Genomic DNA, 17,034 nt, shown 5'->3' with positions numbered 1-17,034 from the left:
TCGATCAAACAACGCCAAAAACATGAGTTTTATTTGCATGTTTTAAGAGACAGGGCGTCACGCAGAATTCGCGAGCCTTCCTGGGCGGCGGCGGCGATATCCAGAAACATCAGGCTCGCGGTTTCGACGATACCTTGATCGACCGTATCGTCCTCGGCGAAATCAGCGAGCATCTCGGTCAGAAGTCCGATCTTGCGCCGCTCCTCACGGGCGGCAGCCAGAAGCTTGACGATGTTGCGCTGGCGCTCGAAATCCTCGAGCTCGCGCAGGGCCTCGTGCACCTTGTCGCGGCAGCCGCAATCGAGCGCGCTCTGTAAGACAACGTCGCGCACCAGATGGATCGCCGCCGCGATATCCGCGCCGCCCGGTGCTGGGAGTGCCTGCTGTTCCTGTCCGCTCATCGTCATAGGTTGGCTCCATGCGCCGTGTTGCGGGCGCGGGCAACCCAGGCTGCCCCTTCCTGCCCGTGGTGAAAACCGTTGGAAAAGGGCACGTCCGGATAGGCTTGTTGCAGAAGGACGAGACCTTCCTCCGCATCACGCCTTTCGGCCAGAACATCATCATGGATCCGTGCCACCGCCACCATGTCGCAATCCTGTGGCGACAGGCGAAAACGCGCTATGCCGGCAGCGGCCAGATCCTGCAGCTCGCCAAGCAGCGACTGGCAGGTGTGCGACACCGTCTGCACGCCGTTCAACGCCAGAAAAGACTGCCGGTCGAGCGTGCGCACCGGCAGCCCATCCGGATCGTCGCCGCAGACGAACTGGCAATTATCCTTGATATTGCCCTTGGCGCGGGCATGGGCGCAGCGCGCCGAAATGGCGAGCGGCAGGCGGCCAAAGGCAAAGATTTCGAAGTCCACGTCAGGCGTTTCCGCCACGATGCGCTCCACCGAGGTGACCGGCAGTTCCGGCGGCAGGCAGATGGCGCTTGCCCCACGCGAGGCGAGCAGCCGCGCGGTTGCGGCATTATAGACATTCACCATCGGCCCGACGACATGCGGCGTGCCGTGCAGCATGCCGAGTGCTGAAAGGTCGTTCGCCTCGACGGGATAGGGGCTGTCAGCGATCAGGCCGCGCAGCTGGCGGCTTTCCCGCTCCAGCGTCACCAGGGAAAGCGTCGAGAGGACCACCTGTTTTCCGGCACCCTCCAGCCGCTCGATCACCTCTGCCAGATGGGGCTCGGTGAAATGGAAGCGTTTTGAACAGACGGTCTCGCCGAGATAGACGTGGCTGACCGGCGCTTCATTGGCGATGCGAAAATAGAAATCGCGCCATTTCTCGCCCTGCCAGAGATAAAGGACGGGGCCGAGCGCCAATGTGGCCTTTGCGGTTTTTGCCATCGCCATCATCTCCAGCGTTTCTCGTAAGCACCGACAGTGGTGCGCTGGCCTTCGCTTAACAGCCGCAGGCGTGAAAGCAGCCGTCCCCGCTCTTCGGCGCTGGCGGCCAGCGCCCGGTGCAGGGTGGAAACCACTTCCGCCACATAGGCCTTGCCGCGCTGGCGGCCCTCGATCTTCAGCGCGCTGACGCCCGCGTCGCGCAAGGCATCGATCTGGTCCATCACATCAAGCGATACCGGGTCCTCGAAGGCATAGGACTTGTCGTCGGCAATCTCGAAACGGCCCTTGCACAGCGTGGGGTAACCTGCCGCCTCTCCTTCCGGAAAGCGGTTGATGGTGTAATCGCCGAGTTCCGACACCAGCTCCCGCCCATCCTGCCGGTAACGCACATGGCTTGCCGGCGAGCAGACGCCGTTCATATTGGGTGACTTGCCTGTGGCGTAAGACGAAAGCGAGCAGCGCCCCTCCGCCATGACACAGAGGCCGCCGAATACGAAGATCTCGATCTCGCAGCGGATTTGCCGCGCCAGCCGGGCGATGTCGGGAATCGTCAGAGTGCGCGGCAGCACAACGCGTTTCGCGCCGAAGGCATCAACGAGGAAATTCACCGCGTCCGCATTGGAGGCGGAAGCCTGCACGGAGACGTGAATGCGCTGTTGCGGATGTTTTTCCGCCACATGCGCCATCAGGCCGAAATCGGCAAGGATCAGCGCGTCCGCACCCGCCTTCACGGCATCGGCCGCGCCGCGATACCAGATATCCTCATTGCCGGCGCGCATGAAGGTGTTGAGCGCCACGAAGGTCTGCACGCTGCGTTTCTTCGCGTAGGCGATGGCCTCGGCAAGTTCTTCGCGCGAAAAATTGAGGCCGGGGAAATTGCGGGCATTGGTTTCATCGCGGAACCCGCAATAGACGGCATCCGCCCCGGCATCCACGGCCTCGCGGAAGGCGGCGGGTGTGCCCGCCGGACAGATCAGTTCCATGCCTCACCTCCCCGCGTTTCGGATAGAACATGGCCACGCAACCGGTTCGCAAGGCCCGTTATCACCGGCGCGAAAGGCCCGGCAAAGGCACCGAGATCGCGCGGCAGGTCGATGCCGCTATCGTCAAGCGCATTACGCAGCGCCAGCATCGCCTCCATGTCGCCGGTCACACCAAGATCGCGCGAGAAGAACAGCGCATCGGCATCCTGCCGCCCCTCCATCAGCGCCAGCAGCATGAAAAGCGGCCCTTCGACCGCCGCATCCACCTTCGGCAGGCGGCCCTTTCGGCTGACGGTGATGCCGGGACGTGCCGGTTCGACCATGAAGGCGAAAGGCAGATCGACAGGCTGAAAGCCATAACGCTTGCGGCTATGTTCACCGAGCCTGCCGAACATATCCGGGTGCCGTTTCATGATCTGTGCCAGCATCGCCGCCGTCGCTCGCTGCACCACGGCAAGGGGCAGAAAATTCATCGGGGTGGCGATGGCGGCGGGAAAAGGTCTCATGAAGGGTCCTGTCAGGTCAGTTGCGGGCAGGAACCTAACCGCAGCGCGTCGGCGCCGGTTTGAGCGAACGCAAAGACAGGGAGATTTTCGGATGCGTCTTCACAAAAGCCGCTATAAATCATTCACTTGCCGAGCGAAGGAGGCCGCCCATGTCCGATATAAGGATCAAACGGATCTACGAACCCGCCAGCGACGATGACGGCACGCGCGTTCTTGTGGATCGGCTGTGGCCGCGCGGCATGCGCAAGGAAGACGCAAAGCTCTCGCTCTGGATGAAGGAAATCGCGCCCAGCAACGAACTGCGCAAGCAATTCTCCCATATGCCGTCACGTTTTGCCGACTTCACCGGGCACTACCATCAGGAGCTTTCCGCCAATCCCGATGCCGTGGCGCGCATGAAGGAGTTGATGGCGAAGGGCCGGGTCACGCTGCTTTACGCCGCCCATGATACTGAACACAACCACGCGCTCGTTCTCGCCGACTATCTTCACTCGCACTGAAGCCGCATTTGCGGCAGCGCAAGGACATGCCGCATAACCGCCTGCAAACAGGCGGCATGACAGACGAACCGACAGATATAAAGGCAGAAGCAAAACCCGCCCGCACAAGCGATCTGCGCGGTTTCATCCGGCTGCTGGAAGAACGCGGGCAGCTGCGGCGAATCCGCCAGCCGGTCTCGCTGGTGCACGAGATCACCGAAATCCACCGCCGCGTGCTCGCCGATGGCGGGCCGGCGCTGTTATTCGAGCAACCCGTCGATCACGAGGGCAAGGTGCGGAAGATGCCGCTGCTCGCCAATCTGTTCGGCACGCGGCAGCGCATCGAATGGGGGTTGGGGCTGGAGACGGGCGGCCTGCCAGCACTTGGACAAAAGCTTACCGAATTGCGCGAGCCGCGGCCGCCGAAATCCATGGCCGAGGCCTGGAGCAAGCTGCCTTTGCTCAGAGCCGCACTTTCCATGCGGCAACGCAATGTCTCCCGCGCGCCGGTGCAGGAAAAGGTACTGACGCGTGACGCAGTCGATCTTGCCCGCCTGCCGGTGCAATGGTGCTGGCCGGGAGAGCCGGCTCCGCTCATTACCTGGCCGCTGGTCATCACGCGCTCGCCTGATGATCCCGACGATATCAATGTCGGCATCTACCGCATGCAGGTGCTGGGGCCGGACAGGGTGATCATGCGCTGGCTGGCGCATCGCGGCGGCGCGCATCACCACCGGCTGTGGCAGGCGCGCGGGCTGGATATGCCCGTTACCGTCGCCATCGGGGCAGACCCCGCCACTATTCTCGCCGCCGTGATGCCGCTTCCCGACCATATCAGCGAGCTTGGCTTTTCCGGCCTGCTGCGCGGCGCGAAAAGCCGCATCGCGAAAGCTTTGACGGTGCCGATGCCGGTGCCAGCCAATGCTGAAATCGTGCTGGAAGGTACTGTTTCGGCAACGGAAACGGCAATGGAAGGCCCCTATGGCGACCACACCGGCTATTATAATTCGGTCGAAGCCTTCCCGGTCATGACGCTGTCGGCGATCACCATGCGCCGCGATCCGATCTATCTTTCCACCTATACCGGCCGCCCGCCGGACGAACCCTCGGTTCTCGGCGAAGCCATGCTCGAGATTTTCCTGCCGCTCGTGAAACGGCAGTTTGCGGAAATCGTCGATCTGTGGATGCCGCCGGAGGCCTGTTCCTATCGCGTCATGGTCGCTTCCATCGACAAGCGTTATCCGGGACAGGCAAAGCGGGTGATGATGGGCCTTTGGTCGATGCTGCCGCAGTTCAGCTATGTGAAGCTCATCATTCTGGTCGATCCCGATATTGATGTCCGCAGCTGGACGGATGTCGTCTGGGCGCTCTCCACCCGTTTCGACGCCTCGCGCGATACGACGATCATCAACGATACGCCGATCGATTATCTGGATTTCGCCTCGCCGAAAGCCGGCCTCGGCGGCAAGATGGGGCTGGACGCCACCCGCAAGCTGCCACCGGAGACGGAGCGCGAATGGGGCCGCGTGCTATCCATGACGCCGGACGTCGTCGCGAAAGTGGATCTGGTGTGGCGTGACCTCGGCCTTGGAGAACGGCCATGACCCCATGCCGCGTCGTGGTCGGTGTTACCGGCGCATCCGGTGCCGGCATCGCGCTGCGCATCATCGAACGCCTCGCCGCGATGAAAAGCGTCGAAATACATCTCGTCCTGTCGCCATCCGCCCGACGCACCGTGCTGCATGAGGAAGGTGCCGAGGGCATGGGGCGGATGCTCTCGCTCGCCAGCGTCAATCACGCCGTCGATGATATTGGCGCGGCAATTGCCAGCGGCTCCTTCCCGACAACAGGCATGATCGTCGCCCCCTGCTCCATGCGTACACTTGCCGCCATCGCAACCGGACTTTCGGACAATCTCATCACCCGCGCCGCCGATGTGCACCTGAAGGAACGGCGGAAACTGGTTTTGATGACCCGCGAGACGCCGCTGCATCTCATCCATCTGCGCAACATGTGCGCTGTGACGGAGGCAGGTGCCATCGTCATGCCGCCGGTGCCGGCCTTTTATAACAGGCCGCAAAGCGTCTTCGATATTGTCGACCAGCTTGCTGCCCGCGCGATCGATCAGCTCGGTATCAGCTCCGCACCGCAAGCGCCGATATGGCAGCCGCATGTGGTGAAGACGTCGTAACTCTTCAGAAATAGGCCATGGGGTCCGCGCCGAAGAGCATGGCGTGGCCGCCGGCCAGCAGCCACCACACCGTCAAGCCCGTCAGCGCTGCAGCGAGCAGCATCGGCCCATCCACGGCGATACGGGTTTTGCCGGAAAGGATTGCCGCGAAGGGAACCGTGGCGCTGCCGGCGGCCGTCGCGTTCCAGGCATTGCCCAGTCTTTTGCGGGCGCGTTTTTCCGTCATCGCCATTCCGCCGAGCGAAAATAGCGCAAAACCGCCGAACAGGATGACGGAGCGCAGGTCACCATTCGGCACGACATGGCCAAGCGACCAGAACAGGAAACCGACAAGCACGGGATGGCGGGTGATGCGCACGATGGCGCCGGGCTGCTGCCCCTGCCGCACGGATATGGAGAGCGGATTGACGCTGAGAAGGCCGGCCAGCACGAAAAACAGGCCGATCGGCGCTGCCAGAAACGTGACATGCGCCTGCCAGGGCGCGACATCCCAGAGCGGTATGTAGTCAACCGACAGCGCGGCATGAAACACCCAGCTCAGCGTCAGAAGCGAGACCACGGAATAAGCCCCGAGATAGGCGGGCCGGCCGACGGCCGCGATCAGCCGTCCGCGCACGGCAGGCACGGCGGGAACGGAATGCAGCGCCACGAAGAGCGAAAGAGCGGCGACGAGTTCAAGCATCCGACTGTCTTCTCACTGGTTCAGGAACAGCACCGAAGCAATGGCCACGGAGGCAAGCACGGCGGAAACCGCGCCCATGCGCTGCAGCACTCCCATACGGTACAACAGCACCGCAAAGCCAATGATAATAGGGGTTGCGACAATCAGCCCGACCTGCGCGTCGTTCATGGGAAGCTCCATTTTCCAGAGTTGCGCTTTGTCATGACAATAGGACTTTGCGCGCTCCCTTCTTTGACCGACCGCAAAGAAGCAGGGTTTGAGGACGCCTAAGCGTGGCTTGCTGTTTTACAATTACGGACAAGGCCATGGCGATAAATACGGAAGAGGAAAGCGGAAACCTGCTCCTTTGGATTCTGGTCTGGAGCGAGCTTGCCGCCTTCGGCGCGCTGACCGGCGCCTTCATCATCGCCTTCGCGCTCAATCCCGAGGCATTTGCCGCCGCGCGCCAGCATCTGCAGCCGCAGCTCGCCGGTCTCAACACGCTGATTTTGCTGGCAAGCGGCTGGCAGGCGGCCGTGGCGGCCAGCCGCCACACCACGCTGAAGGGCAAAAGGCGGGCGCTTGCTCTTGCCGGACTGCTTGGTTTCGCTTTCGTCGGTGTGAAGCTCCATGAATATTCCACCGAAATCGCCTTCGCCTCCGATCCCGCCTATGGCGCGTTCTTCGAGCTTTATTTCCTGCTCACCGGCTTCCACCTGCTGCATGTCGTCTTCGTGGCCGTGCTGCTGTTTCTCGTCGCAGTCTTCCCGAAAAACGAGAACGTCACGCTGGTGACGACGTTGTGGCACGTCATCGATCTGGTCTGGATCGTCATTTTTCCCATCATCTATCTGGTTTGACAGTCATGATCCACCGCACCTCCCACCAGCTTGCAAGAAGTTTCGCAGTGCTCGCCATTCTCGTTCTCGCCGGCACCGCCGTCGTCACATCGTGGAAGGCGGCGCTGCTGCCGCCGGTTGCCGCCGCCTGCCTGATGCTGCTTTTCGCCCTCATGAAATCCAGGCGTGTCATCGACGATTTTCTCGGCTTTCGCGAAGAGCGCGGCCTGCTGCGCACGGCACTTCTGGCATGGCCCGCCATCTTCGCCGCGGCCGCGCTTTTGCGGGCGTTCCTGCAGGGCATTTTGTCGCTTTGAAAAGGCCGGCGGCGGCACCTCTGCCGTTGTTTGCCAAATGGCAAAGAACGCCGGCGGCCAGCGGCTAGAAAGGGGCGAGACCCAAAGCCTGCCGGCAAATCCCGGCGCGAGGGTTCAATCAAGCCAGTCCGCATAAGCGGTCTTCCGGATGGAAAGGACCATTGGCATGGCAGAACGCCTGACCAAAACAGGAGCGCGAAACGTCTTTTACGGCGGCTCCATCTTCTTCTTCGCCATATTCGTCGGGCTGACCGCCCATAGCCATTATTACATGCGCACCACCTCGACAGATGAAAGCACGCTGACCGAAAGCGTCGCGCGCGGTAAACACGTGTGGGAGAAAAACTCCTGCATCAACTGTCACACGCTGCTCGGCGAAGGCGCCTATTTCGCACCCGAACTCGGCAATGTCTGGAAGCGCTATGGCGGCGTGGAAGACAAGGAGACGGCCCGCGATTCCATCAAGGCATGGATGGCCGCCCAGCCCACCGGCATCGAAGGCCGCCGCCAGATGCCGCAGTTCAATCTCACCGAACAGGAACTCGATGATCTCGTCGATTTCCTCGAATGGACGAGCCGGATCAAGACGCAGAACTGGCCGCCGAACGAGGCGGGTTGAGGTGTACGGCAAGGAGATGACGAGATGAAATACCAGACGCAAAAAGTCGCCATGCTGTATTTTTACGGCGCAATCGGGCTGTTCGTGGCGCAGATCCTGTTCGGCGTCGTCGCCGCCACGATCTACGTGCTGCCCAACACGCTTTCCGAGCTACTGCCCTTCAACATCGTGCGCATGATCCACACCAATGCCCTTGTGGTATGGCTGTTGATGGGTTTCATGGGCTCGACCTTCTATCTTCTGCCGGAAGAAACGGAAACGGAGCTTTACAGCCCCAAGCTCGCCATCGCGCAGTTCTGGATCTTCCTGGTGGCCGCCGCTGTCGCCGTGGTCGGATATATGTTCCGCATCCATGAGGGCCGCGAATTCCTCGAACAGCCCTTCGCCATCAAGGTCGGCATCGTGCTTGTCGTTTTGATGTTCCTATTCAACATCACCATGACGGCGCTGAAGGGCCGCAAGACGACGGTCATCAACATCCTGCTCTTCGGCCTCTGGGGTCTGGCGATCTTCTTCCTCTTCGCCTTCTACAACCCCATCAATCTGGCGCTCGACAAGATGTACTGGTGGTACGTCATCCATCTGTGGGTGGAAGGCGTGTGGGAACTGATCATGGCGTCGATCCTCGCCTTCCTGATGATCAAGCTCAACGGCATCGACCGCGAAGTGGTGGAAAAATGGCTCTATGTCATCGTCGGTCTCGCCCTCTTTTCGGGCATTCTCGGCACCGGCCACCACTATTACTGGATCGGCGCACCGGGTTACTGGCAATGGATTGGCTCGCTGTTCTCGACGCTGGAAGTGGCCCCCTTCTTCACCATGGTCATCTTCACCTTCGTCATGACCTGGAAGGCCGGCCGCAAGCATGAGAACCGCGCAGCGCTGCTCTGGTCGATCGGCTGCTCGGTCATGGCCTTCTTCGGCGCCGGCGTCTGGGGTTTCCTGCACACGCTGTCTTCGGTGAACTACTACACCCACGGCACGCAGCTGACCGCCGCCCACGGACATCTCGCCTTCTTCGGCGCCTATGTGATGCTGAACCTTGCGATGATGGCCTATGCCATACCGGAAATGAAGAAACGTGCGCCCTACAATCAGTGGCTTTCGATGACGAGCTTCTGGGTCATGTGCACGGCCATGTCGGTCATGACCTTCGCGTTGACCTTCGCTGGCGTGGTGCAGATCCAGCTTCAGCGTGTCATGGGCGAAAGCTTCATGGATGTGCAGGACCAGCTGGCCATCTTCTACTGGATCCGCCTCGGCTCCGGTTTCGCAGTTCTCATTTCGGCAATCATGTTCATCTGGGCAGTCCTGGTGCCGGGCAAGCAGAAACAGGGTGACGTCGCCCGCCTCGTGCAGCCCGCCGAATGAGAAACGGACCGGCTCTCCTTTTCCCCCGGAGAGCCGGTCCTTACCATCAACCATGGAGATGACCATGAATACGATTTTCCGCCCCGCACCGCACCCTTTGCCGGACGCGCCGTTCTACACCCCGCTTGGCAATGAATGCGTGCTGTTCGAAAGCGCCTGGGTGCGGCAATTGCCGCTGCTGCTGAAAGGCCCGACCGGTTGCGGCAAGACCCGTTTCGTCAGCCATATGGCGGCGAAACTCGGCCTGCCGCTTTCCACCATTTCATGCCACGACGATCTGGCTGCTGCCGACCTGACCGGCCGCTACCTGCTGAAAGGCGGCGAAACCGTGTGGATGGACGGTCCTCTGACACGATCGGTGCGCCAGGGCGGCATATGTTACCTCGACGAGATCGTCGAGGCGCGCAAGGATGTGGCCGTCGTGCTACATCCGCTCACCGACGACCGCCGCATCCTGCCGCTGGAGCGCACCGGCGAGGTTCTGGAAGCGCCCTCCGGCTTCATGCTCGTCGTGTCCTATAACCCCGGATACCAGAACCTTCTGAAAAGCCTGAAACCCAGCACCCGCCAGCGCTTCGTCGCCATCGAATTCGACTTTCTGCCGAAGGAGCAGGAAATCGCCGTCGTTTCGCATGAAAGCGGGCTGGATGCGCGCGATGTCGAGCCGCTCGTCGATCTCGCCCACCGGCTGCGCGGCCTGAAAGGCCACGATCTGGAAGAAGGCGTTTCCACCCGCCTGCTCGTTTATTGCGCCAGCCTCATCGATACCGGGCTTCCCGCCCGCCAGGCCGTGCGCGCAACCATGATCGAACCGCTGACCGACGAGCCTGATGTGAAGGCCGCGTTGCATGAAGTCGCGGATGCGATCATCCGATAGCGCGCTTTGATATCCACACCGGGTTGCGCGGTTGCCCCGCGCATTCCGGTCCGATGCCATGAGGATACACCATGCTGGACTTTCTGGAACTGGAAGAAACCGTCGGCCGCGCCTGGCACAGGCTGATCGGCGAAACCGGCACATGGCTGCGCTTCCCGGATCATGCCGTGAAGCTGGAGGATATGCAGGCGGTGCTGACCATCTGTTTCCGCGGTTTTGGCGGTGAACATGCGGTGCAGATAGCCCCGGCCCGTGCCCGCACTTCCACACACCGGCTGAGGCTTCGCCAGCGCATGGGCCTTGGCGAAGAAAAGCTCGCCCAGCCGGGCCGGGATCATGCCACGCTGATGTTGCCGCCGGTGCTCGATCTGTTTCCCGACCGCCGCCTCAACCGCGATCTTTATCTCTGGCTCGCCGCCGCCATGGCGCTGATGCCGCTTGAACCGGTCGCGGCGGCTGACCCGCTGCGCAACGATCTCGCCCGGCTCCACCGCGCCGCAGAACTTGCAGAGATCGTGACCCGTGCTTTTCCCGGCATGAAAACCCGTTATCGCCGGCTGTGCGCCGCCATGCTCGCGGTGCGGCAGACGCGGCCTTTACCCCAGGCAGAACAGCGGGTGGAACAACGGGTGTTATTCATGTTGGCCGCGGCGGCAGGGATCGAGGGCTATGCGCCGCCTGCGAGCCCTCCGGAAAAAGCACCGCCGCGCTACCTGCCGATGCTGCCTGTTCCACTCTGGCCGGACACGTTGCTGCGGGAGACATCCGAGGCCCGGCAGGGCGAGGACCAGCCGGCAGCGGCGGCAGCGCCGCAGGAGGCGGAAGCCGCCCGTCATATCGCCGTGCGTGAAAAGGCGGAGAACCGGCAGACGGAACGCAGCCCCTTTATCCTCAACCGCTTCGAAAAAATCCTCGCCATGGCCGAGATGGTGAATGTCGACCGGCCGGGTGACGACAGCGACGATGCCGACGGCAGTGCGGCGGACGAGCTTGACGATTTGACGCTGGGTGAAAGAAAGGGGCGGCCTTCCGCCCGCTTCCGCTTCGATCTCGACCTGCCGCCTGAAGCACTGAACCATACCGCGCTGACGGCGGAGCTGACCTATCCCGAATGGGATTATCGCAGCCGCACTTATCTCGCCGACCATTGCCGGGTCATTTCAGGACCGGCGAAGGACGCCGAGACGGCACCGGAACCCGACCCGGACACCAAAAACCTCATCCGCCGCGTCAGGCGGCAATTCGAGGTGCTGAGGCCGCGCCACGAACTGCTGCGCGCCCAGCTCGACGGTAACGATCTCGATCTTGACGCCGTGGTTCGCGCCAGAAGCGATATTGCCGCCGGCGGACAGGGCAGCGACCGCATTCATGTGGCAAGCCGCCCGCAGGCGCATGATCTTGCCGTAACGATCCTCGTCGACGTGTCGCTATCGACCGATGCCTGGTTCGACAATCGTCGGGTTCTGGACGTGGAAAAGGAAGCCCTGCTGGTGCTTGCCCACGGGCTTTCCGCCTGCGGTGACATTCACTCAATCCTGACCTTCACCTCCCGCCGCCGTTCCTGGGTGCGGGTGGAGACGGTGAAGGATTTCGATGAACCGATGGGCCACACCATCGAGCGTCGCATCGCGGCACTGAAGCCCGGCTTCTACACCCGCATCGGCCCCGCCATCCGCCACGCCAGCGCCAAGCTGCATGAAAGACCGGAGCGCCGCAAGCTGCTGCTGCTGCTGACGGATGGCAAGCCGAACGATGTCGATCACTACGAGGGCCGCTTCGCCATAGAGGATAGCCGCCGTGCGGTTTCCGAGGCGCGGCGCTCAGGCGTCAGTGTCTTCGGCGTAACGGTCGACAGCAAGGCGCAATCCTATATTCCGGCCATGTTCGGCCAGAACGGTTATGCCATCGTCAGCAGGATAGCGAAGCTGCCATCGGCGCTACCGGCAATCTATCGCAGCCTTGCCGGCTGATGCTTGTCACAACGAACCTGACGAATCTCAGGTTTGTTTGCGCGGCGACAATGTCTCCCAACGGCACGGCGGATAGGTTTTTCCAGTCCGCCGGCCGGCCGCACCGCCGGACATCATTCCATCCGCGGCCGTGGAGCCAGCCAATGTCCGAAGCCCAGACCGCAACCAATATAGATGTGCGCATCATTCCGCATCGTGAACGCCATCCGCGCATTTTCGGTGCGCTTGGCGCGTTGACCGAGGGTCAATCGCTGCAGATCACCAGCGATCACGATCCCCGCCCCCTGCTCTACCAGCTCGCCACCAATTTCCCTGGCCAGTTCGGCTGGGAATATCTCGAACAGGGCCCGGAAGTCTGGCGTCTCGATATCGGCCGGCTGGAAGAACAGGCCGAAGGTTCCGAGGACGATATGTCCGGCTGCGAATGCTGCTGCGGTTCCGAACATTGACCCCAGCGCCTGCGGCATGGTGAAAAGACCTCTGGCGGACGGCTCTTGCCGCCGCCAGCCGACAGATGAGGCGATGCAATGACGGAAATGATCAGGGAACTTGATGTCCGGCCGCTTTTGCAGAGCGGCGGCGAGCCCTTTCCGGCCATCATGGAAGCCGTGGCCGGGCTCGCCCCCGGTGAGGCGCTGCGATTATACGCCACCTTCCGGCCGGTTCCGCTGTTCAAGGTGATGGCCGAGCGCGGTTTCGACCATCAGGTCAGGGAAATCGGCGGCGGCGACTGGGAAGTACTGTTCACGCCGCAATCCATTGAAACCGAGCAGATATCTGTTTCGCCAGCGCTTGCGGGCAATGCCGAAGAGCCGCAGATATGGCCTGATCCGGCCATCTATCTCGATCTCAGCGAAGAGACGGCCGAAGGCCAGACGAGCCGCACGCTTAAATCGCTGGATCGTCTTCTGCCGGGCGCCGTGATCTTCGTGCTGATGCCGCAGGAGCCGACCTTTCTTTACCCGGAGCTTCTGGCCCGGGGTCATCAATGGGCCGGCAATTTCGACGAGGCGCGCACGGCGTTTCGCATCTTCATCCGCGCCGGGGCCGGCGCACATTAAAACCGTCGGTTACGGTTGATAACGAAACGCCCCGGAAATCACTTCCGGGGCGTTTTGTTTTGACGGTATCGCAAGAGAGCGTTTCAGGCTTTCAGCGGTTTGCGTTCGCGCATCAGGATCGGCCCGTATTCGACGCAGAAGAGACCAAAACCCACGATCCAGAGAAGCGCCGAGCAGCCATAAAGATGCATCATAACGCCGGGAAGGAACTCGGCTGCCGGTCTCAGCAGCGCGCAGGCGATCAGAGATACGTAAGCTGCAATGGTCAGCCTGCTAGCCGCGAGCTTGCGTCCGGTATGGCCAAGGCTCGCTCTCGTCATCACCGCAAGCATCATGCAGCCGATAACGCCGACGGTGAAGATGTGCAGGACGGAGCGCGTGTCCATGACATCAAGAGCCGCCAGAGCGATGGCAATGAACCCAACGGGAATGAAGGCATAGGCCACATGCAACACCACCAGCACCTGCTCCGGCCGGGTCGTCCAGCCGCGCCAGCGGATGAGACGCACAGCGTGCATGAACGCGGCCAGAAGCGCCGTGGACACGGCCAGCATGCTCTCAGGCTCTATTGTCCACACGGCAAGCGCCACGATGCCGGTGAGGATGGCGGCGGTGTCGAAGCCGTTATAGGGCACGGGAAAATCCGTGCGGCCAAAACGGTTCAGCCAGTTGCGGGTGAAACTCGGCACGATGCGGCCACCGACGATGATGACGAGCACGGTATAAGCCGAGACGGCAAGGCGGGTCGCCATCTGGCTGTGATCGCCGCCAATCGCCGCCACATGGAAAACAATATTGGCGACGGAAAGCGCCAGCAGCCCGCCCAGCACCTTCAGGTCCTTCCATTTGCGTCCGGCAATAACCTCGCGCGCGCAGATCGCCAGCAGCGCCGGCAGGAACAGCCCGTCGACGGCTGCGGCGGTGACCACGCCCACCTGATCCGGCACGAGCAGCAAAAGCCGGCCGGCGCACCAGAGCGCAAACAGCCAGACCAGCGGTTTGCCCGACACCGGCAGCCGCCCCGTCCAGTTCGGCACAGCCGTCAGGAGAAAGCCGGCCAGCACCGCTGAAGCGAAACCGAACAGCATCTCATGGGCATGCCAGTTCGGCGCGCCATAGTCTCCGCCAATATCGATGAAGCCGGAAAGGGCTGCGATCCACAACACCATCGCCACGATGGCCCAGAGGGCGCCGCCGAGGAAAAACGGCCGGAAGCCGTAAGAAAAGATAACCGGGCCGGTGCGCGCCAGCCCTCTTGGAATGCCGCCCTTTGGCCGGCTGCGCCCTAGGGGGAGAACGGTTTCGCTGCCACTCATTATAGTGCTCCTTGCTTGGTCTTGACATATGTCTAGACGCAAGCCCGTCCGGCTTCTTTGCGAACAGGCAAAGAGGAGGTGCGACGCTTCCTCCCCAGCCTTCAGCCGCCTGCCAAAATGTCGCAGGGCGCCGAAAGCGAAGTTTGTTCCATCTCAAATTGTATTTCCGCTCCTCCGCTACAAATGCTGTGACAGAGCGAAACATGCTCTGCCCTAAGAGGGACAGGAGAAACATGATGACGGAAACCTTCCACATCACACGGCGCAATATTCTCGCAGGCGCAGCATTTGCAGGGGCTATAGCCCCCATGATCATCCCCTCGGCGGCGGGCGCGGCAGAGGAAAAGAAGGCCGCAGCAAAGCCATTGACGAGCGCGGAGATTGCAGCGCTGCCTCGCGCAAAGGTTGATCTCGTCAAGCCGCCCTTCGTGCACGCCCACACCCAGAAAGCCGAAGGCGGACCGAAGATCGTCGAGTTCACGCTCACGATCAAGGAACAGAAGATGATCCTCGACGACAAGGGCACCGAGGTTCACGCCATGACCTTCAACGGCTCGGTTCCCGGCCCCTTGATGGTGGTGCATCAGGACGACTACGTCGAGCTGACCCTCATCAACCCCGATACCAACGAGCTGCAGCACAACATCGATTTCCACTCGGCCACCGGCGCGCTCGGCGGCGGCGGGCTCACCATCGTCAACCCCGGTGAAAAGGCGATCCTGCGTTTCAAGGCCACCAAGGCCGGCGTCTTCGTTTATCACTGCGCACCTCCCGGCATGGTGCCGTGGCATGTCACCTCGGGCATGAATGGCGCGATCATGGTGCTGCCGCGTGAGGGCCTGACGGACGGCCACGGCAAGGAGCTTGTTTATGACAAGGTCTATTATGTCGGCGAGCAGGACTTCTACATCCCGCGTGACGAGAACGGCAATTTCAAGAAATATGAAAGCGCCGGTGACGCCATGGCCGACACGCTGGAAGTGATGCGCAAGCTGACGCCAAGCCACATCGTGTTCAATGGCGCAGTCGGTGCCCTGACAGGGGAACATGCCCTTCAGGCCGCTGTGGGTGAAAAGGTGCTGATCGTTCATTCGCAGGCGAACCGCGACACCCGCCCGCACCTCATCGGCGGCCACGGCGACTACGTCTGGGCGACGGGCAAATTCCGCAACCCGCCGGATCTCGACCAGGAAACCTGGTTCATCCCCGGCGGCACGGCGGGCGCGGCCTTCTACACCTTCGAGCAGCCCGGCATCTACGCCTACGTCAACCACAACCTCATCGAAGCCTTCGAACTGGGCGCTGCAGCCCACTTCAAGGTCACGGGTGAGTGGAACAACACCCTGATGCAGGCGGTGCTCGCCCCATCGAGCATCTGACGCAAACGGGAGCGCGCCGCCGACAGCCGCGGCGCGCTCCCCCTTCGGCTCTCTGCGGCCTGAAAGCAGGCCCGAACTTTGGCGTCTCCACGACGCAGGCAGGTTCTCATGGGCATTCCCGGCAATAGCCATTTCCCAAATGCCGTCTCGCTTCTTTTGCCGCTCTCGCTTGCAACAGTGCTGGCAACGGCGATCGGTTTCCAGTCCGGGATCATCCGCAGCGGCGCTGATACCCGCGCGGCCATGACGGCTCCACAGGTCGTTACGGTGCCCGCGGGACGTTTCACCTACCGGGCGGAGGGTGAATATTTCCGCGATGGGTATGCCGTCGATGGCCCAATGGTTGACCTGACGATGCGGCAAAATCTGACGATCATGAAATATCAGGTGTCGAGCGCGAATTATGCACGCTGCGTGGCGGAAGGCGGCTGCCAGCAGCCTGAACCCGGCTTCGCCGCCCCCGTCGGCGGCGAGATACCGGCAACCGGCATCAGCCAGGATGACGCCCACGCCTATGCGAAGTGGCTGAGCGAGCGGACCGGCGCTGTCTGGCGCCTGCCGAGCGACGCTGAACTTGCCTTTGCCGCCGGATCACTTTTTCCGGATGAGACACTTGGCGTTGCTGCGGATAGCGAAAATCCCGCTTTGCGCTGGCTGGCGGATTACGAGCGGCAGACCAGCCGCAAGGCGGCGGGCAATCCCGTTCCGCAATCCTATGGCAGCTTCGGCGAAAACGAATATGGCCTTGCCGATTTCGGCGGCAATATCTGGGAATGGACCGCGAGTTGCAGCCACCGTGTGACGCTCGGCAAGGATGGCGAAGTGGTCGACACCGCCGCCGCCTGCGGCATTCCCGTCGCATCGGGAAAACACCGGGCGGCGATGAGCGCCTTCGTCAAAAACCCGAAAAGCGGCGGCTGCGCCGTTGGCGTGCCGCCTGACAATCTCGGTTTCCGGCTGGTGAAGGATACGCGGTGGTATGCGCCGCTTGTCGAAAAGCTTCGTGCAGCCCGTCTGATTTCTTGATAATCGTCAATTAAAACAATTAGTTGATTCATATCATTTGTTCTTCTTCAGCCAGTGATAGTGCTGTATTGTGAGGATACAGAAAAGGCCGACACCC

Annotated in this window: 20 protein-coding genes; 13 read left to right on the top strand and 7 right to left on the bottom strand. The window is 61.8% G+C overall.

The genetic code is table 11. The annotated features are described in order from the left end of the window. Positions 1-29 precede the first annotated feature (29 nt). Genes ATU_RS20620 through ubiT form a run of 4 tightly spaced genes read right to left on the bottom strand, consistent with a single transcriptional unit; the run spans position 30 to position 2,831 of the window. Positions 30-407 (bottom strand): hypothetical protein, encoded by a 378-nt coding sequence (locus ATU_RS20620; RefSeq protein ID WP_010973813.1) that lies wholly within the window; start codon positions 405-407, stop codon positions 30-32. Beyond that, complete coding sequence (gene ubiV / locus ATU_RS20615; RefSeq protein WP_010973812.1) at positions 404-1,342, bottom strand: ubiquinone anaerobic biosynthesis protein UbiV; 939 nt, start codon at positions 1,340-1,342, stop codon at positions 404-406. Before ubiV ends, ATU_RS20620 begins: the two co-directional genes overlap by 4 nt. 5 nt (positions 1,343-1,347) lie before the next feature. Next, positions 1,348-2,325, bottom strand: coding sequence for a ubiquinone anaerobic biosynthesis protein UbiU (gene ubiU, locus ATU_RS20610; protein ID WP_010973811.1), 978 nt, complete (start codon positions 2,323-2,325; stop codon positions 1,348-1,350). Beyond that, entirely contained in the window at positions 2,316-2,831 is a 516-nt protein-coding gene (gene ubiT / locus ATU_RS20605) for a ubiquinone anaerobic biosynthesis accessory factor UbiT (RefSeq protein WP_010973810.1), read from the bottom strand. The genes ubiU and ubiT overlap by 10 nt, the downstream gene beginning before the upstream one ends. 149 nt (positions 2,832-2,980) lie before the next feature. Here ubiT and ATU_RS20600 point away from each other — a divergent pair, with 149 nt between their 5' ends. The 3 genes from ATU_RS20600 to ATU_RS20590 are packed head-to-tail and all read left to right on the top strand — an operon-like array spanning position 2,981 to position 5,501. Further along, the gene (locus ATU_RS20600) at positions 2,981-3,331 is read left to right on the top strand and encodes a DUF488 domain-containing protein (protein ID WP_010973809.1); all 351 of its coding nucleotides are present in this window, start codon (positions 2,981-2,983) and stop codon (positions 3,329-3,331) included. A gap of 56 nt (positions 3,332-3,387) precedes the next feature. Beyond that, positions 3,388-4,914 carry a UbiD family decarboxylase gene (locus ATU_RS20595; RefSeq protein ID WP_035257760.1) on the top strand — a complete coding sequence of 509 codons (1,527 nt, stop codon included), beginning with the start codon at positions 3,388-3,390 and terminating at the stop codon, positions 4,912-4,914. Then, a complete protein-coding gene (locus ATU_RS20590; RefSeq protein ID WP_010973807.1) occupies positions 4,911-5,501 on the top strand; it encodes a UbiX family flavin prenyltransferase in 591 nt (196 codons plus the stop codon). The genes ATU_RS20595 and ATU_RS20590 overlap by 4 nt, the downstream gene beginning before the upstream one ends. A 4-nt stretch (positions 5,502-5,505) precedes the next feature. On the opposite strand, the gene ATU_RS20585 is transcribed toward ATU_RS20590, so the two are convergent. Continuing rightward, the gene (locus tag ATU_RS20585; RefSeq protein WP_010973806.1) at positions 5,506-6,183 is read right to left on the bottom strand and encodes an NnrU family protein; all 678 of its coding nucleotides are present in this window, start codon (positions 6,181-6,183) and stop codon (positions 5,506-5,508) included. Positions 6,184-6,195: 12 nt separating this feature from the next. After that, positions 6,196-6,351 carry a hypothetical protein gene (locus ATU_RS26590; protein ID WP_003520964.1) on the bottom strand — a complete coding sequence of 52 codons (156 nt, stop codon included), beginning with the start codon at positions 6,349-6,351 and terminating at the stop codon, positions 6,196-6,198. A gap of 137 nt (positions 6,352-6,488) precedes the next feature. Here ATU_RS26590 and ATU_RS20580 point away from each other — a divergent pair, with 137 nt between their 5' ends. The 8 genes from ATU_RS20580 to ATU_RS20545 all read left to right on the top strand — a co-directional run bounded on the left by ATU_RS20580 (position 6,489) and on the right by ATU_RS20545 (position 13,216). Then, the gene (locus tag ATU_RS20580) at positions 6,489-7,022 is read left to right on the top strand and encodes a cytochrome c oxidase subunit 3 family protein (protein ID WP_010973804.1); all 534 of its coding nucleotides are present in this window, start codon (positions 6,489-6,491) and stop codon (positions 7,020-7,022) included. 5 nt (positions 7,023-7,027) lie between these two features. Next, positions 7,028-7,318 (top strand): hypothetical protein, encoded by a 291-nt coding sequence (locus ATU_RS20575; protein WP_035257650.1) that lies wholly within the window; start codon positions 7,028-7,030, stop codon positions 7,316-7,318. A gap of 166 nt (positions 7,319-7,484) precedes the next feature. After that, positions 7,485-7,937: a c-type cytochrome gene (locus tag ATU_RS20570; protein WP_010973802.1), complete on the top strand. Its 453-nt coding sequence runs from the start codon at positions 7,485-7,487 to the stop codon at positions 7,935-7,937. A 24-nt stretch (positions 7,938-7,961) separates the two neighbouring features. Next, positions 7,962-9,308, top strand: coding sequence for a nitric-oxide reductase large subunit (locus ATU_RS20565; RefSeq protein WP_010973801.1), 1,347 nt, complete (start codon positions 7,962-7,964; stop codon positions 9,306-9,308). A gap of 64 nt (positions 9,309-9,372) precedes the next feature. Beyond that, positions 9,373-10,185 (top strand): CbbQ/NirQ/NorQ/GpvN family protein, encoded by an 813-nt coding sequence (locus ATU_RS20560; RefSeq protein ID WP_010973800.1) that lies wholly within the window; start codon positions 9,373-9,375, stop codon positions 10,183-10,185. Positions 10,186-10,256: 71 nt separating this feature from the next. Next, positions 10,257-12,155, top strand: a complete 1,899-nt coding sequence (locus ATU_RS20555) for a nitric oxide reductase activation protein NorD (protein WP_010973799.1) — start codon at positions 10,257-10,259, stop codon at positions 12,153-12,155. A gap of 143 nt (positions 12,156-12,298) precedes the next feature. Further along, the gene (locus tag ATU_RS20550; protein ID WP_035257647.1) at positions 12,299-12,604 is read left to right on the top strand and encodes a DUF2249 domain-containing protein; all 306 of its coding nucleotides are present in this window, start codon (positions 12,299-12,301) and stop codon (positions 12,602-12,604) included. Between the two features lie 78 nt (positions 12,605-12,682). Beyond that, positions 12,683-13,216, top strand: coding sequence for a DUF2249 domain-containing protein (locus tag ATU_RS20545; RefSeq protein ID WP_010973797.1), 534 nt, complete (start codon positions 12,683-12,685; stop codon positions 13,214-13,216). Between the two features lie 83 nt (positions 13,217-13,299). Here ATU_RS20545 and ATU_RS20540 read toward each other — a convergent pair whose 3' ends face one another. After that, complete coding sequence (locus ATU_RS20540; RefSeq protein ID WP_010973796.1) at positions 13,300-14,532, bottom strand: NnrS family protein; 1,233 nt, start codon at positions 14,530-14,532, stop codon at positions 13,300-13,302. Positions 14,533-14,768: 236 nt separating this feature from the next. On the opposite strand from ATU_RS20540, the gene nirK reads away from it, so the two are divergent. Together nirK and ATU_RS20530 are read left to right on the top strand one after the other, a co-directional pair. Beyond that, entirely contained in the window at positions 14,769-15,911 is a 1,143-nt protein-coding gene (gene nirK / locus ATU_RS20535; protein ID WP_010973795.1) for a copper-containing nitrite reductase, read from the top strand. Positions 15,912-16,019: 108 nt separating this feature from the next. Continuing rightward, positions 16,020-16,937, top strand: coding sequence for an SUMF1/EgtB/PvdO family nonheme iron enzyme (locus ATU_RS20530; protein ID WP_010973794.1), 918 nt, complete (start codon positions 16,020-16,022; stop codon positions 16,935-16,937). Positions 16,938-17,034: the final 97 nt, after the last annotated feature.

It is taken from the genome of Agrobacterium fabrum str. C58 (genome assembly GCF_000092025.1).
Lineage (GTDB): Bacteria > Pseudomonadota > Alphaproteobacteria > Rhizobiales > Rhizobiaceae > Agrobacterium > Agrobacterium fabrum.
Note: the sequence above shows the minus strand (reverse complement) of the source record. Positions and strands in the feature narration are given on the sequence as shown.